Origin of the sequence: Pseudoxanthomonas sp. F37 (assembly GCF_022965755.1) — a bacterium.
GTDB lineage: Bacteria > Pseudomonadota > Gammaproteobacteria > Xanthomonadales > Xanthomonadaceae > Pseudoxanthomonas_A.
In genome coordinates this window covers 1,193,807-1,209,441 of sequence record NZ_CP095187.1, presented here as the reverse complement: position 1 = coordinate 1,209,441, position 15,635 = coordinate 1,193,807, and the positions used below count along the sequence as shown (strand labels likewise).

General features: G+C 67.7%; 10 protein-coding genes. 6 read left to right on the top strand and 4 right to left on the bottom strand.

Features of this window, described 5'->3' with window-relative positions:
* The first annotated feature begins 157 nt into the window (after window positions 1-157).
* On the top strand, window positions 158-493 hold the full coding sequence (locus MUU77_RS05570) for a hypothetical protein (protein ID WP_245092475.1): 336 nt from the start codon (window positions 158-160) through the stop codon (window positions 491-493).
* On the opposite strand, the gene MUU77_RS05565 is transcribed toward MUU77_RS05570, so the two are convergent.
* The 4 genes from MUU77_RS05565 to MUU77_RS05550 all read right to left on the bottom strand — a co-directional run bounded on the left by MUU77_RS05565 (window position 476) and on the right by MUU77_RS05550 (window position 8,713).
* Window positions 476-1,552 (bottom strand): alpha/beta hydrolase, encoded by a 1,077-nt coding sequence (locus MUU77_RS05565; RefSeq protein WP_245092473.1) that lies wholly within the window; start codon window positions 1,550-1,552, stop codon window positions 476-478. The two genes, MUU77_RS05570 and MUU77_RS05565, sit on opposite strands and share 18 nt — an antisense overlap.
* Before the next feature lie 142 nt (window positions 1,553-1,694).
* Window positions 1,695-3,149, bottom strand: coding sequence for an MFS transporter (locus MUU77_RS05560; protein ID WP_245092471.1), 1,455 nt, complete (start codon window positions 3,147-3,149; stop codon window positions 1,695-1,697).
* Between the two features lie 124 nt (window positions 3,150-3,273).
* Window positions 3,274-5,817 (bottom strand): glycoside hydrolase family 3 protein, encoded by a 2,544-nt coding sequence (locus MUU77_RS05555; protein ID WP_245092469.1) that lies wholly within the window; start codon window positions 5,815-5,817, stop codon window positions 3,274-3,276.
* Between the two features lie 133 nt (window positions 5,818-5,950).
* A complete protein-coding gene (locus MUU77_RS05550) occupies window positions 5,951-8,713 on the bottom strand; it encodes a TonB-dependent receptor (protein WP_245092467.1) in 2,763 nt (920 codons plus the stop codon).
* 253 nt (window positions 8,714-8,966) lie between these two features.
* Between MUU77_RS05550 and MUU77_RS05545 the strand changes: the two genes are divergently transcribed.
* The 5 genes from MUU77_RS05545 to dxs all read left to right on the top strand — a co-directional run bounded on the left by MUU77_RS05545 (window position 8,967) and on the right by dxs (window position 15,626).
* On the top strand, window positions 8,967-10,430 hold the full coding sequence (locus tag MUU77_RS05545; RefSeq protein WP_245092465.1) for a glycoside hydrolase family 30 beta sandwich domain-containing protein: 1,464 nt from the start codon (window positions 8,967-8,969) through the stop codon (window positions 10,428-10,430).
* An 84-nt stretch (window positions 10,431-10,514) separates the two neighbouring features.
* A complete protein-coding gene (locus tag MUU77_RS05540; protein ID WP_245094260.1) occupies window positions 10,515-10,988 on the top strand; it encodes an LEA type 2 family protein in 474 nt (157 codons plus the stop codon).
* Window positions 10,989-11,024: 36 nt separating this feature from the next.
* On the top strand, window positions 11,025-12,818 hold the full coding sequence (locus MUU77_RS05535; protein WP_245092463.1) for an acyl-CoA dehydrogenase C-terminal domain-containing protein: 1,794 nt from the start codon (window positions 11,025-11,027) through the stop codon (window positions 12,816-12,818).
* A gap of 94 nt (window positions 12,819-12,912) precedes the next feature.
* Window positions 12,913-13,566: an HNH endonuclease gene (locus MUU77_RS05530; RefSeq protein ID WP_185896764.1), complete on the top strand. Its 654-nt coding sequence runs from the start codon at window positions 12,913-12,915 to the stop codon at window positions 13,564-13,566.
* 158 nt (window positions 13,567-13,724) lie between these two features.
* The gene (dxs, locus tag MUU77_RS05525; protein ID WP_245092461.1) at window positions 13,725-15,626 is read left to right on the top strand and encodes a 1-deoxy-D-xylulose-5-phosphate synthase; all 1,902 of its coding nucleotides are present in this window, start codon (window positions 13,725-13,727) and stop codon (window positions 15,624-15,626) included.
* Window positions 15,627-15,635 lie beyond the last annotated feature (9 nt).

Below are 15,635 nucleotides of genomic sequence, written 5' to 3'. Positions count from 1 at the left end.
GGCACCGGCCTTCGCCATGTCCCATCCGTCACGCCTCTCCCACGTCGTTCACCTGCGGCTGAATACCGGGCCGGACAGGGCCGTCATCGCAGATCGCTTGACGCCGCCTGCACGCGCGGTGCCGCAAGGTCTGGGCAGCCGCTTTCCGGAGCCCGCCATGGACATCGTGATGAAGAACGCCCCGCATGCACTCCCCGAACGCTTCGTCTGGCACCGCACCCCCGAGGGCTGCGAACTGCGTCTGGACGACGTCCCCATCGCCCAGGTCAGGGCCCTCAATGCAGGGCTGGTGCTGCGCGTACTGGTGGAAGCCGGCGACATCGCGCCGTTCGAGATGGCCGTGCGGTGCGAGGAGCGCGCGATCGGCTGGGCCACGCAGTGGGCCCGCCAGCGCGCCGGGATGCTCTGCCGGCACATGGACCGGCAGCGCGCCGTCGCTCCGGCAGCGCAGGCGTGCGAGGCGGACGCCCCGTCACTAGCCCTGGCCGTCTGACCGGCCGCCCGTCGGTGGCGGCGCCGTGCCTTCGTCGCGCAGGCCGTGCAGAAACGCCACGCTGCGCTCCATCGCCTGCCGCCCGGCTTCGCTGTCCAGGTTGAACTGGTATTCGTGCGGCAGCGGCGGCGCGTAGACCTCGGGAAAGAACAATGTGTCCACGCGCACGCCGTGCTTCCGCAGCGCCGCGGCCAGCGCATGCGAGTGCGGTTCCAGCGGGTCCGCATTGCCGGCGCTGATGAAGGCAGGCGGAAAGGCGGGCGTGACATGGCGCGCCACGGAAAAGGCGTCCAGCCGCGGGTCATCGAGAAAATCCTTTCGTCCCATGTAGGACCACAGGACGGTCCGCATGAAACCGGCGAAGGGGCTGTCCCACTGCACCAGGCCGGCGTCGTAAGGCCCGCAGAACAGCAGCGCGCCCCCCAGCTGTCGCGGCGCCAGCGCGGGCGTGATGCCGATGCGGCGCGCATGGTCCGGCGAGGTGATGGCATTGGCCAGCTCGGCCGCGATCTGCGCGCCGGCCGAGTCGCCCGCCAGCACGATGCGGTCGGCATCGATGTTCAAAGCACCGGCGTGCGCCTGCAGGTAGGACAGTGCGGCATTGACCTGGCGCGTGGGCGTGGGCCAGGTGGCCCCGGGGGCGATGCTGTAGTCGACGTTGGCCACCACGAAACCGCGCGCGGCCAGGATCTTCAGATAGTGGGCCACGTCCTGCCGCCGGCCTGACACGAAGCCACCGCCATGTACCCACACCACGGTGGTCAGTCGTTCGGGGCCGCCCTGTACGTTCGGCGGAAAATAGACGTCCAGCACGGCACCGGGATCGGCGGCGTCGTAACGCAGGCCGGCGCGTTCGGTCACATCCGCGGGCAGGTGCTTGCGCAGCGCCTCGCTGGCTTCCGCCGCGCCCCGGTCGAACGCCCAGCGGATCAGCAGCACCGAGGGCCAGGGACTCAGCTGGAACGCCGCCCATGCGCCAATACCCAGCACGCCCAGCGCCAGCGCCAGGCGCAGTGCCCGGCGGCGCAGCTTTCCCCCGCGTCCTTCTCCCGCCGCCATGTCCGCCCCCGCCGGCCGCTCGCTGGGGCCGATGGTGCGCCATTGCGGGCCGGATGCAAGGGGGAAACAAAAAGCCACCGGGCTGGAGCGTCGCCCGGTGGCCTGGAGATGCACGCCGGCCTCGCGCCGGCGTGCGCCGCGCTCAGTGGCTGCTGCCGGCCGCGAGCTTGTCCAGGTCGATGCCCTGGTTGCGCAGCGTGCGCGTGGCCGCGATGGCGTAGAACGCCAGGTAGGCGAAGCACGCCACGCCGACGATGAAGCTGAAATGCACGCCCACCTTGTCGGCCAGCAGGCCTTGCGCCAGGCTGACGAAGCCGCCGCCCATGATCATCATGATCAACAGGCTGCTGCCCTGGTTGGTCTTGTCCCCCAGCCCGGTGATGGCCAGGGCGAAGATGCACGGCCACATGGTGCTGCAGAACAGACCCACGCTGATGAAGGCCACCACGCTGGTCCAGCCGGTGGTGAACATGCCGACCAGCAGCGCGGCGATGCCGCAGCCGGCGAAGTACAGCAGCATGCGCGCCGGATTGCCCTTGCTCGCCAGCGTGGCCAGGATCATCAGCACGATGACGGCGGCGTAGCTGAAGAACTGCGCGACCTCGTGCTTCATGATGGCGTTGACGGCCAGGAACACGCCGAACGCCACATACGGCAGGAGCAGCGTCAGCCAGCGCTTGGCGCCCGCGCCGACGTTGAACGCGCCCGCGGCGCCGCCCCAGCGGCCGATCATCAGGCTGGCCCAGTACAGCGACACGAACGGCGCGATCTGCGACGTCTCCAGGCCCAGGCCTTCCGACGACTCCAGGTAGGCCGGCAGGTTGCTGATGGTGGACACTTCCACGCCGACGTAGACGAAGATGGCGATCATGCCCAGCACCAGCTGCGGATAGCCCAGCGCCGACTTCCTGTGGATCAGCTTGCTGCTGTCCTGCGCTTCGGATTCGGACAGCTTCTCCAGGTCGATGTGGTTGGGCACCGAGGAGAACTTCAGGAAAATCGCCACCAGGATGAAGGCCACGCCCAGCACCAGGTAGGGCGTCTTGACGCTTTCGATGCTGGCTTCGGTGCCGCCCGACAGCACGCTGCCGAAGATCGCCACGCTCACCAGCAGCGGGCCGATGGTGGTGCCGAAGTTGTTGATGCCGCCGGCCAGCGTCAGCCGCTGTGCGCCGGTCTTGGGATCACCGATGACGATCGCCAGTGGGTTGGCCGCGATCTGCTGCAGCGAGAAGCCGAGGCCGACGATGAACAGGCCGGACAGCATGAGGCTGAAGGAACCGGTGTTGGCTGCGGGATAGAACAGCAACGTGCCCAGCGCGGAGATCACCAGGCCCAGGCAGATGCCGTTCTTGTAGCCGATGCGGTTGAGCAGATCCAGGCCGATGACCTTGGATACCGCCACGTAGATCAGCGAACCGACGGTGTAGGCCACGTAGAACGCGACGGCCACGTACTGGCTTTGCGCCTGCGTCAGGTTGAAGGCTTTCTTGAACACCGGGATCAGGATGTCGTTGCTGGCGGCAACGAAACCCCAGAAGAAGAACACGGTGATCAGCACGCCGAACTGCGACCATCGGGTGGTTTGGGTGGTCATGTATTGGTATGCCTGCTGGTAAGGTATCCGGACGGAACGGCCAGCCTACGTAGCCGCCGCGCGATTGCAACTTGCACTGCGGCAGCGCCCCGCGACGACATCGCGGGGCGCTGCGCCAACGGCCTTACTGCGCGCACTTCACCACGTCGGCGCCATCGGCCGCGCCGGCCACCACCTGGATGTTGGTGAAGGCTGCGGCGAAGGGCGCATCGGCGGTGATGCTGAAAGGCGTATCCACCCCGGTCAGGTCGGCGCCGAGCTTGCCGAAACAGGCCAGCGGCACCTTGACGGTCTGCTTCCTGCCGACCGCGTCGCCGGAGAACGTCGCGGTCAGGTCCAGGCTCGCGCCGCACCCGGCACCGCAACCCAGGGTGAACTGCACCGGCTTGGCCGGCGCCTGCTTGACCACCACGTCGAACTGCAGCACGCCGCGCGCCGTCGCCATCGCGGCCAGGTTGTTCTTCGACGGGTTGCGGGCGAAGAAACGCGCCGGCGCCAGCCAGGTCACTTCCTTGGCATCCTGCTGGGTGTTGACCTGCACGGTGGCCACCTGCAGTGCGGGCTTGGCCTGCGGCCAGCGCTGGGTCGCGTTCAAGTCGTTGCCCACGGCCTGGGTCGCGCCGCCGGCTTCCATCTGCAGGGTGAAGGGCGCGATGTCGGACTGCTTGAAGATGCCCAGCGCCGTGGCCTCGCCGCAGCTCGCCGTCGCGTCCTCGGGCAGCCTGCCGAGCGTCTTGGTGTCGCCGTAACGCAGGCCGCTGTCCAACGGGAACTGCGGCATGCTGTCGGCGTTCGGGCAGGCCCCGGCGGGCCACGGGAACGTCAGCCTGCCGCGGAAGTCGTGCGCCGGCTTGCCGCCCTCGCCCGCCACCAGTACGTCGGTGATGCCCTTGCCTTCCGTGCCCGGCAGCCACGCCGCAACGAAGCTGCTGGACAGGTTGATCAGATCGTTCGCATACAGCGCGCGACCGGACAGGAACACTGTGACCACCGGCTTGCCGGTGGCGGCCGCGGCCTTCAGCACGGCCAGGTCTTCGGGGTGGCGACGGCTGTGCGCCATCGTATCGGACGGCACGATGTCGCCGTTGGTTTCGGCATACGGCGTTTCGCCGATGGCCGCGACGATGACGTCGTAGCTGGCCGGGTCCACGCCTTCGGCGCTGTCGCGCAGGATGACGTTGGCCTCGCCCAGTTGCTCGCGCAGGCCGGCGGCGATGCTGTCGGCGTTGGGGAAGTCGGCATTGGTGTTGTCCGTGCCCTGCCAGGTCAGCGACCAGCCACCGGTCTGGTTGGAGATGCTGTCCGCGCTCTTGCCGACCAGCAGCACCCGCTGGCCCTTCTTCAGCGGCAGGGCGCCGCCGTCGTTCTTCAGCAGCACCAGCGACTCACGCACGGCGCGGCGGGCCAGGTCGCGATGCACCAGCGACTCGGGCTTGCCGGCGAACTGGCTGGCGGATGGCTTGTGATCCCACAGGCGTGCACGCAGCTTCACGCGCAGGATGCGGGTGACGGCGTCGTCGATGCGGGCCTGCGGGATCTGGCCGGACTTCACCTGGGCGATGGTGTTGGCGATGAACGGCTTCCATGCATCCGGCACCATCACCATGTCGATGCCGGCGTTGATCGCCTGCGCGCAGCTGTCGTCGGTGCAACCGGGCACCTGGCCGATGCCGTTCCAGTCGGACACCACGAAGCCGTCGAAGCCCATCTTCTCCTTCAGCGCCACGGTCAGCAGGTCGCGGGAGCCGTGCATCTTGCCGTAGTCCGTGCCGGCGGCGATGTCGTTCCAGCTGTTGAACGAGGCCATCACCGTCTGCACGCCGGCCTCGATGGCACCGTAGTACCCCTGCCCGTGCACGTTGATCATCTGCGCCTGCGTCACCAGCGCGTTGCCCTGGTCCTTGCCGCCGTCGGTGGCGCCGTCGCCGATGAAATGCTTGGCGGTGGCGACCACGTTGCCGTCCTTGTCCAGCAGGCCCTGCATGCCCTTGACGTAGGCCGCGGCGTATTCGCGGATCAGCGCGGGCTGGGAGGAATAGCTCTCGTAGGTGCGTCCCCAGCGCGCGTTCTGCGCGACCGCGACGGTCGGCGCGAACGTCCAGGTCACGCCGGTGGCGCGCGTGGACTGGCCGGTGGCTTCGGCGATGCGCTCGATCAGTTCGACATCGTGCGCGGCGCCCAGGCCGATGTTGTGCGGGAAGATGGTGGCGCCATAGACGTTGCTGTGTCCGTGCACGGCATCGGTGCCCCAGATCACCGGCACCGGGATCTTCGCATCCGTGCCCATCGAGGCGTCGTAGTAGGCGTCGGCCAGCGCGACCCAGTCCTGCACGCGGGCGTGCTTGTTCTTGGCCGGCCACGAGCCGCCACCGTTCAGCACCGAGCCGATGTAGTACTGGCGCACTTCCTCCGGCGTGATCGACTTGATCTCCGGCTGCACCATCTGGCCGATCTTCTGCTCCAGGGTCATGCTGGCCAGGATTTCGGCCACGCGTGCCTCGATGGCCGGGTCCTTCGCCAACCGGCTGGTCAGCGCCGGCCAGTCCTTCAGCGCGGCGGACGCGTCCGCGGCCGCGGCGGCGGGCGGGGTTTCGGCATCCTTCTGGCCGGTACACGACAGGCAGGCCAGCACGCCGGCCCCCAGCAGGGTCATTCGGATCGACTTCACTCGCATCTCCCTCGGTGTTGGCGGCGCGCACGCGGTCCGCGACGGAACCTGCGCGGCGCCGGAATGTCCGACGGGATGCGGGGGCACGCCCCGCATCCCGTCAGGTGTTGCGGCACTCACACGTTGCGTGCGGTCACAGCTTGTAGCGGAAGCCCAGCAGGTACTGGCGGCCGTACTCGGTGTACTCCTCGGGGAAGAACAGGTCCGGATGCGTACCCGAACTCACTTCCGTGCGGAACGGTTCGTTGTTGACGTTGTTCACCTGGAACAGGATCGACAGGCCCGACAGACGGCTCGACTCCGGGAAGTCGTAACCCAGCTGCAGGTCGATGGTCCGCTCGTTCAACGTGTACCGGTATGTGCGCTGGTTGAAGATCGACCCGTATTCGCCGCGATAGGGATCACGGAAGCGCTGGCTGACGCGTGCGGAGAAGCCATGCTTCTCGTAGTACACCGTGGCATTGGCGACGATCTTGGACAGGCCGGGGAACGTGTCGGTGCCCGAACCGATGCCCGGACCGTCGGGGTCGATCGACGACTCGGTGTACGACGCGTTGAGCAGCAGACCGAAACCGTCGAGCGCGTCGTGGATCAGCTCGCCGCCGAGTGCGGTGGAGAACTCGTAGCCGCGCATGTAGCCGCCGGTGCCGTTGGCCGGCGTCGAGAACAGGCCCATGTTGGACGCCGGCGGCTCATCGCCTTCGTAGTCGTACCCGGAGAAATCCCAGGGGATTTCGCGCGTGTAGATATAGGAGTCCAGGTCCTTGTAGAACGCCGCCAGCGCCACGTAGCTCGCTTCTCCGAAATACTTCTCGATCGAAAGATCGTAGGCATTGGCGCGGTACGGCTCGAGGGCCGGATTGCCGCCGCTGCCGCGCCATTCGGAAGGCCCGCCCTGCGAGGTCTGCACGTAGACACTGGCGCGCGCGCCCATGTCGTTGATGCGAGCGCGCATCATCTCGCGGGCCGCGCCGAAGCGCAGGTTCCATCCGTTGCCGAAGTCCGCCACCAGGTTCAGGCTGGGCAGGATGTCGCCGTACGACGCGCCCGCCGTGCCGGCCACGAGCTCCTGGCCGTCCTCGTTCTGCTGGATGACCACGCCTTCGGAGGTCTGCTCGGTACGGATGTACTGCACACCGGCGTTGCCGCGCAGGCGGACCGTATCGGTGAGGTCCATGTCGAGGTTGGCCTTGAAGTAGAACGTCTTCACGTCCTCTTCGGTGATCGCGTCCTTCTGCAGGTCGTCGTTGGACTCGCTGAGGTACACGTCGTAGTAGCGCGACAGCAACGCGCGCGGGTCGTAAGTGATGACATGGCCCATGCCGGCGAAGCCCAGATCCGTGGGCGAGGACAGCAGGGAGGGATCGATCAGCGTGGGCGTGCGACCCGGCAGGTCGGCGAAGTAGACCTCCGCGCTCTTCTCCTTGGTGCGCTTGCTGACGTGGACGCCGGCATCCCAGCTGCGCAGGAAGTCGGAAGACTCGATCACGTGGTTGACGGCCACGCGGAAGGCCTTCATTTCGTCCTTCTGGTGGCTGTCCTCCAAGCGGCCGTCGTGGCCCCAGTTCTGCGGGTCGCGCAGGTAGACCGCGGAGGGATCGGCCATGTCCGGCAGCGCGTAGTAGCCGTAGCCGGGCGACAGGCGCACGCGGAAGTCGGCGGACACGCCGCCCAGGCGGCCCGCATAGGTCTCGAGTTTCGAGTCCTCGACCTTGGCGCGCGAGTAGCTGACATCGGTGGCCAGCGTCCAGGTGTCGCTGAGCTTGAATTCGTTGTTCCAGCCCGCCGAGAACAGACGCGATTCACGGGTGTTGTTGTCGTTGCGGAGCGCCGGCTGGATGCCGTTCAAGGTGCCGCCGGTGACCACGGGGGTGCCATGGTAGTCCGTCGTGCTCACGTTGTCGTAGCTGACCGCGCCGCCGTTGAACCAGGGATCGTTGCTCCACATCGCGCCGCGCATCCACTCTTCCTGGTCGAAGCGCGAAGCGTAAACGTCCAGCACGCTATGCCAGCGGTCGTTGGGCTTGAATTCCAGCACGGCCATCACGCCATCGCGCGTGGTGTCACGCGACTTCACCCACGCTTCGGCTCCCTGCAGCGCGATCGCGTCGGCGGGCTTGCCCGGCTGCGGCGCACCCCACATGTCGGTGTTGGCCCACCACCACGACTTGTAGTGCTTCTCCTGGAACGGCGCATCCATTCGCGCCACGCCGATGGCGAAACCCACGGTGTCGTTGGCGAACTGGTCCACGTACGAGGCCGACACGCGATAACCCTTGTTGTTGCCGCCTTCGGTCAGCTCGTCGAACGAGTTCATCTCGCCCTGGCCGGTGAACACGATGCGCTGTTCGCCGAACGACAACGGGCGGATCGACTGCAAGTCGACCGTGCCGGAGATGCCCTGCCCGATCAGCGAGGCGTCCGGCGTCTTGTACACGGTGACGCCATTGATCAGTTCTGCCGGGTACTGATCGAGTTCGACGCCGCGGTTGTCGCCGGTCGTCACCTGTTCGCGGCCGTTCAGCAGCGTGCCCGCGAACTGCTCGGACATGCCGCGGATATGGATCACCTGGCCGCGGCCGTCGAGGCGCTGCATGGTCAGGCCGGGCAGGCGCGAGATGGAATCGGCGATGCTGATGTCGGGCAGCTTGCCGATGTCTTCAGAGGAGATCGCTTCCACGATCGAGGTGGATTCGTTCTTGGTCTCGACCGCGGTCGCGATGGCGGCACGGATGCCGGTGACGCGGACGGTGTCCAGCGTCTCCACGCTCTGGTCGGCGGGCGCGGTCTCTGCCGCCTGCTGGGCCTGCGCGGCCAGCGGGAATGCGAGCGCCAGACAGCAGGCCATGGCCAGTTGTTGCTTGCGCAGGGCGTGACGATGCGCGCGCGGGCTCATGCCCGCCGCGGGGTTTGTATGGTGCATATGGTCCCTCTCCGACCGTGGTTGACAGCGCTGTCATATCGAAGCTCCAATGCACTGTCAACAAATTCGTAACATCCCCGTACCGTCGGAGCGCACAGGATTGAATTTGCTTGTTGCGCGCCAACCCGCAGAGAAGCCGTCGCTGCACTGCAGCAAACGCTTTGCGCGGATTCCGGGCGGGATTCGCCACGTACCCACGACATCCGCACAACCAGGATTCGCCCGCATGACCCGACCTTTTTCCGGCCGCTTTCATCCCCTGCTCGCCAGCCTCGTCCTGTTGGCGTGGGCAGGCGCACCGCGCGCCGCCGCGCAGCCGGCTCCCGCCGACGTGTCGGTATGGATCACCACCGCCGACCACACCCGCGCACTGGCGCCTTCGGCCCCGGCGCGTTTCGCCGAACGGGCGTCCGCGCGGCCGCAGATCGTGGTCGACGACGCGCAGCGCTTCCAGGAGATCGTCGGCTTCGGCGCGTCGCTGACCGATTCGTCCGCGTGGCTGATCCAGCACAAGCTGGACGCGCGCCAGCGCGATGCGCTGCTGAAAGAGTTGTTCGGCCGCGAGGGGAACGGCCTGGGCCTGAGCTTTTCGCGCCTGACCATCGGTGCGTCCGACTTCTCGCGCCACCACTACAGCCTCAACGACACGCCGGACGGCAAGCCGGATCCCGAGCTGGAGCACTTCAGCATCGATGAGAACCGCGGCGACGTCATTCCTGTCGCGCGCGCCATGCTGGCCATCAACCCGCAGTTGAAGATCATGGCCTCGCCGTGGAGCGCACCGGGCTGGATGAAGGACAGCAACAGCCTGATCCAGGGACGCCTGCTGCCGCAGTACTACGACGCCTTCTCGCGCTATCTTCTGAAGTACGTGGATGCCTACGCCGCCGAGGGCATACCCGTCTTCGCGCTGACCGTGCAGAACGAGCCGGACTACGAGCCGAAGGACTATCCCGGCATGCGCCTGAACGCACCGGCGCGCGCGCGGCTGATCGGCGACCACCTGGGGCCGATGATCGAACGGCGCGGCAACGGCCCCTTGATCTTCGACTGGGACCACAACTGGGACAAGCCGGAAGAGCCGATGGGTGTGCTGTCCGACCCGGCCGCGCGCGACTACGTGGACGCCGTGGCCTGGCACTGCTACGGCGGCGATGTGGCGGCGCAGTCGCCCGTGCACGAGGCCTTTCCCGACAAGGACGCCTACATGACCGAGTGCTCCGGCGGCGACTGGGAGCCGGTGCGCAGTGGCGGACTGCCGTTGCAGGCGAAGAACATCATCATCCGCAGCATGCGCCACTGGGCGAGCGGCGCCCTGTTCTGGAACCTGGCGCTGGACGAGAACAACGGCCCCTATGCCGGCGGCTGCCACACCTGCCGCGGCGTGGTGACCATCGACTCGCGTACCGGGGACATCACCCGCACGGACGAGTACTACGCCCTGGCCCATGCCAGCCGCTTCGTGCGTCCCGGCGCACATCGGATCGCCTCGACCGGGCCGTCCGACGACCTGGACAACGTCGCCTTCCGCAATGCCGACGACGGCTCACTGGTGCTGCTGGTGGCCAACTCGGCCATCGAGCCCCGCCGCTTCAGCGTGGAGCACGGCAAGCGCCGGTTCGCCTACACGCTGCCGGCACGCAGCGTGGCGACCTTCGTGTGGCAGCCTGACGCAACGCAACACGACTGACCGGCCCGGGCAGCGCCCCGAGCTGTCATCCGGGACGCCATACGCCGTAGTATCCTGCCGCTTTCCCCATGGAGCAGCGGCATGATGCGGCGTATTTCCCTGCTGGCACTGATGGCGACCTCGGTCCTGCTGGCCGGCTGCGGCAGCGGCATGGTCCGGCGCGTCTCGGACCCGGCCGTGAGCGTGCAGCAACTCACGGTGAAGGCGGACGGCCAGTGGGTGGTCGACCTGCGACTGCAGAACTACAGCAGCATCCCGATGCGCTTCGACGCCGTGAAGGTCGAGGTGCGGGTAGGCGACCAGGCCGCCGGCACGCTCCAGGCCACGCCCGGCCTGTCGGTCGGACCGGAATCGGCCGACGTCGTGACGGTGCCGTTCGCGCCATCCAGCCAGGCGCGCATCGTGGTCGCCGATGCGCTGGCCGGCCGGCGTGGGCTGCCCTATGCCCTGAAGGGCAGCGCCGACGCGACGCCCGAGGACGCCAAGGTCCGCAGCTTCGATATCGACACCCGCAACACCCTCAATCCCGTTCCCGGCCTGGACGGCGTGCTGCGCTGAGCAGCCGCCCCCCTGCCCGACTTCCCGAGACCCCGCATGAGCGCATCCTACAAAGCCCCCCTCACCGATCTCCGCTTCGCCCTGTACGACGTGCTGGGCGTCGAGCCGCTGTTCCAGCGCCTGGGCTATCCCGATGCCACCCGCGACATCCTCGATGCGGTGCTGGACGAAGCCGCACGCTTCGCCGAAACCGTGCTCGCCCCGCTCAACAGCGTCGGCGACGAGATCGGCAGCACCCTGGACAAGGCCACCGGGGAAGTGACCACCCCGCCAGGCTTCAAGACCGCGTACGCCCAGTTCGTGGAAGGCGGCTGGACGGGCCTGACGGCCTCGCCCGACTTCGGTGGCCAGGGCCTGCCCCACACGATGGGCGTGCCGCTCAACGAGATGGTCAACGCCAGCAACCTGGCGTGGGGCAACTTCCCGTTGCTGTCCCACGGTGCGGTGGAGGCGCTCAAGCACCACGGCCAAGCGTGGCAGCAGGAGGTCTTCCTGAAGCCACTGGTCGAGGGCCGCTGGACCGGCACGATGTGCCTGACCGAACCCCATTGCGGCACCGACCTGGGCCTGCTGAAGACCAAGGCCGAACCCAATGCCGACGGCAGCTACGCCATCACCGGCACCAAGATCTTCATCACCGCGGGCGAGCACGACCTGACCGACAACATCGTGCACCTGGTGCTGGCCAAGCTGCCCGACGCGCCGCCCGGCGCGAAAGGCATCTCGCTGTTCGTCACGCCGAAGTTCAAGGTTTTGCGCGACGGTACGCTCGGCGAACGCAATGCGCTGTCCTGCGGCTCGATCGAGCACAAGATGGGCATCAAGGCGTCGGTGACGTGCGTGATGAACTTCGATGGCGCGCAGGGCTACCTGGTGGGGCAGCCGCACAAGGGCCTGCAGGCGATGTTCACCATGATGAACACCGCGCGCCTCGGCGTGGGCCTGCAGGGCATCGGCCTGAGCGAACGCGCCTACCAGAATGCCCTGCGCTATGCGCGCGAGCGCCTGCAGACGCGCTCGCTGAGCGGCCCGAAGTTCCCCGACAGGCCGGCCGATCCCATCATCGTGCATCCCGACGTGCGGCGCATGCTGCTGACGATGAAGTCGCTGATCGAAGGCAGCCGCCTGCTCGCCCTGCATGCCGGCAGCCTGATCGATGTGGCCAACCACGCAGAAGATCCGGCCGAGCGCGAGCGCGCCGACACGCTGGTCAGCTTCCTCACCCCGATCTCGAAGGCCTGCCAGACCGAATGGGGCATCGAGAACACCTATCACGCGCTGCAGTGCTTCGGCGGCCACGGCTACATCCATGAGCACGGCATGGAACAGCTGGCGCGCGATGCGCGCATCACCACCCTGTACGAAGGCACCACCGGCATCCAGGCGCTGGACCTGATGGGCCGCAAGACGGCGGCCACGCAGGCGGCGGGCCTGAAGCTGTTCCTCGCCGACGTGCATGCCTTCGCCCAGCAGCACAAGGACGACGCCACGCTGCGCGAGTTCATCGATCCGCTGCAGCAGAAGGCCGCCGAATGGGCCGCGCTGACCAAGAAGGTGCTGGAGCGCGCGGCGTCGAACCCGGAGGAGATCGGCGCCGCCAGCACCGACTACCTGTTCTACTCCGGCTACGTGGTGCTGGCCTACTGGTGGGCGCGCAGCGTGGCCGCGGCGCAGGCGTCCGCGCACGGGGATGCGTTCAAGCAGGCCAAGCGCGAGACCGCGCGGTTCTACTTCGCACGCATCCTGCCGCGCACGCTGGCGCACGCGGCCGCCATCGAATCCGGCGCAGACACCCTGATGGCGATGGAAGACGCGCACTTCGGGGATTGAGCCGGCCTGCCGGAAGCGCGCGGCCTGCGCGCTTCCGGCGAAATCCTGCGCGCTATACACATTTCGTCAACATTTGGGTATAACCTGCTTCTCCATGGAAGCAGACAGAGCTCAGCTTCACCTGGTCCAGACCGGTTCCCCGCAAACACCGGTCCCGCCCCCGTCGTCCCCCCGCCCGCACCCCGCCGCCCTGCGCCTGCTGTCGCTGGATGCCCATGGCCGCGTGCTCGACTGGATCAACTGGCAGGACGCGACCTGCCTGTACGCGCGCGGGGCCGTGGCATGGACGCTCGGCGACCCCTGCCTGCACGTGCACGGAGGCGTCAGCCGCCTGACCGGCGAGCAGAGCCTGATCGAACTGCACCCCATCGTGGCCTCCCGCGGCCATGCGCGGGCGCACGCGCTGTCGCCGACCCCCACCCTGACCAACACGGCCCTGTTCGCCCGCGACGCGCACCTGTGCCTGTACTGCGGGCATGAGTTCTCGCGGCCGCACCTCACCCGCGACCACGTGCTGCCGCTGTCCAAGGGCGGCAAGGACGTATGGGAGAACGTGGTGACGGCCTGCTTCCACTGCAATTCGCGCAAGAGCAACCGCACGCCCCAGCAGGCCCACATGCCGCTGCTGGCCGTGCCGTACCGGCCCAGCTGGATCGAGCACCTGATCCTGTCCAACCGCAACATCCTGGCCGACCAGATGGCATTCCTGAAGGCGCAATTGCCGAAGAAGTCCAAGCTTTCCGCCTGATCCATGGCCAGGATGCCCCACCCACGCTGCCGCGCGGGCGTTCACGATCACGGGCCGCCCTGGGGTCATCGCAGGCGGTTTCCCGTCCACTTCACCCCTTTGCTTGCCCCGCTTCACACAAGAGGGGGAAAATAGCGGGCCAGACCCATACCAGCCCGATGATCGACGCCGCCCGCTATCCCCGCCTGTCCCGGATCCAGATCCCGGCCGACCTGCGCCAGTTCGACGAGTCCGAACTGCCCGCCATCGCCGAGGAGCTGCGCGGCTATCTGATCGAGTCGGTCGGTCGCAGCGGCGGCCACTTCGGTGCCGGACTGGGCGTCATCGAGCTGACCGTGGCGCTGCACTACCTGTACGAGACGCCGCACGACCGGCTGGTGTGGGATGTCGGCCACCAGTGCTATCCGCACAAGATCCTCACCGGCCGCCGCGACACGATCCATACGGTCAAGCAGAAGGACGGCGTGGCGCCGTTCCCCAAGCGCGAGGAAAGCGAGTACGACACCTTCGGCGTGGGGCATTCCTCCACCTCGATCTCCGCTGCGCTGGGCATGGCCATCGCGCTGGCGCAGCAGGGCGACGACCGCAAGGTGGTGGCGGTGATCGGCGACGGCGCGATGACGGCCGGCATGGCCTTCGAAGCGCTCAACCATGCCGGCGGCATGGAACCCGAGCCCAACCTGCTGGTGATCCTCAACGACAACCAGATGTCGATCTCCGAGAACGTCGGCGGTCTGACCAAGATGCTGGGCCGGCTGAGCAGCAGCCGCACGCTGAACGCACTGCGCGAAGGCGGCAAGAAGCTGCTGGGCGACAAGAAGAAGCCGCCGGCGCGCTTCATGCGCCGCTGGGAAGAGCACTGGAAGGGCATGTTCGTGCCGTCCACCCTGTTCGAACAGATGGGCTTCCACTACACGGGACCGATCGACGGCCATGATGTCGAAGCGCTCGTGGGCGCGCTGAAGACGCTGAAGACGCTCAAGGGCCCCCAGCTGCTCCATATCCTGACCACCAAGGGCAAGGGCTACGAACTGGCCGAGGGCGACCAGATCGGTTACCACGCGGTGGGCCCGTTCGACCCCGAGAAGGGCCTGGTCAGCAAGGGCGGCGCGAAGAAACCGACCTACACCGACATCTTCAGCGACTGGCTGTGCGACATGGCCGCCGCCGAACCCAAGCTGCTGGGCATCACGCCGGCGATGCGCGAAGGCTCGGGCCTGGTGCGCTTCAGCCGGGAGTACCCCGAGCGCTACTTCGACGTGGCCATCGCCGAGCAGCATGCGGTGACCCTGGCCGCGGGCATGGCCTGCGAAGGCGGCAAGCCGGTGGTGGCGATCTACTCGACGTTCCTGCAGCGCGGTTACGACCAGCTGGTGCACGACGTGGCCATCCAGCAGCTGGACGTGCTGTTCGCCATCGATCGGGGTGGCGTGGTCGGCCCCGACGGCGCCACGCACGCCGGCAACCTGGACCTGAGTTACCTGCGCTGCGTGCCGCACATGGTGGTGATGGCCCCGGCCGACGAGAACGAGTGCCGGCAGATGCTGAGCACCGGCTACCACTTCAACGGACCGGCTGCGGTGCGCTATCCGCGCGGCACCGGCCCCGGCGTGGCGATCGAACCCGGCCTGGACACGCTGCCGATCGGCAAGGCGGACCTGCGCGTGCGCGGCACGCGCGTGGCGCTGCTGGCTTTCGGCTCCACCGTCGCCGCCGCCGAACAGGTGGGACGCGAGCTGGGCCTGACCGTGGTGAACATGCGTTTCGTCAAGCCGCTGGACCGCGACCTGCTGCTCGAGCTGGCGAAGCACCACCAGGGCTTGGTCACCATCGAGGACAACGTGGTGATGGGCGGCGCCGGCTCGGGCGTGGCCGAACTGCTCAATGGCGAAGGCATCACCCTGCCCGTGCTGCACCTGGGCCTGCCGGACGAGTTCCAGCACCATGCCAGCCGCGAAGACCTGCTGGCCGAAGCCGGCATCGATGCGGCCGGCATCCGCACCCGCGTGCTCAAGCGCTGGCCGCCGCTGGGCGCCGTCCCGAAGACCGCGGCGGGCTGAGCCTCGCGG

What these genes read in the sequence shown, in the direction of transcription:
- MUU77_RS05530 (WP_185896764.1), top strand. Translation starts at nt 12,913, where the DNA reads ATGGAAGCAGACAGAGCTCAGCTTCACCTGGTCCAGACCGGTTCCCCG.
- MUU77_RS05535 (WP_245092463.1), top strand. Translation starts at nt 11,025, where the DNA reads ATGAGCGCATCCTACAAAGCCCCCCTCACCGATCTCCGCTTCGCCCTG.
- MUU77_RS05565 (WP_245092473.1), bottom strand. Translation starts at nt 1,552, where the DNA reads ATGGCGGCGGGAGAAGGACGCGGGGGAAAGCTGCGCCGCCGGGCACTG.
- dxs (WP_245092461.1), top strand. Translation starts at nt 13,725, where the DNA reads ATGATCGACGCCGCCCGCTATCCCCGCCTGTCCCGGATCCAGATCCCG.
- MUU77_RS05540 (WP_245094260.1), top strand. Translation starts at nt 10,515, where the DNA reads ATGCGGCGTATTTCCCTGCTGGCACTGATGGCGACCTCGGTCCTGCTG.
- MUU77_RS05550 (WP_245092467.1), bottom strand. Translation starts at nt 8,713, where the DNA reads ATGAGCCCGCGCGCGCATCGTCACGCCCTGCGCAAGCAACAACTGGCC.
- MUU77_RS05560 (WP_245092471.1), bottom strand. Translation starts at nt 3,149, where the DNA reads ATGACCACCCAAACCACCCGATGGTCGCAGTTCGGCGTGCTGATCACC.
- MUU77_RS05570 (WP_245092475.1), top strand. Translation starts at nt 158, where the DNA reads ATGGACATCGTGATGAAGAACGCCCCGCATGCACTCCCCGAACGCTTC.
- MUU77_RS05545 (WP_245092465.1), top strand. Translation starts at nt 8,967, where the DNA reads ATGACCCGACCTTTTTCCGGCCGCTTTCATCCCCTGCTCGCCAGCCTC.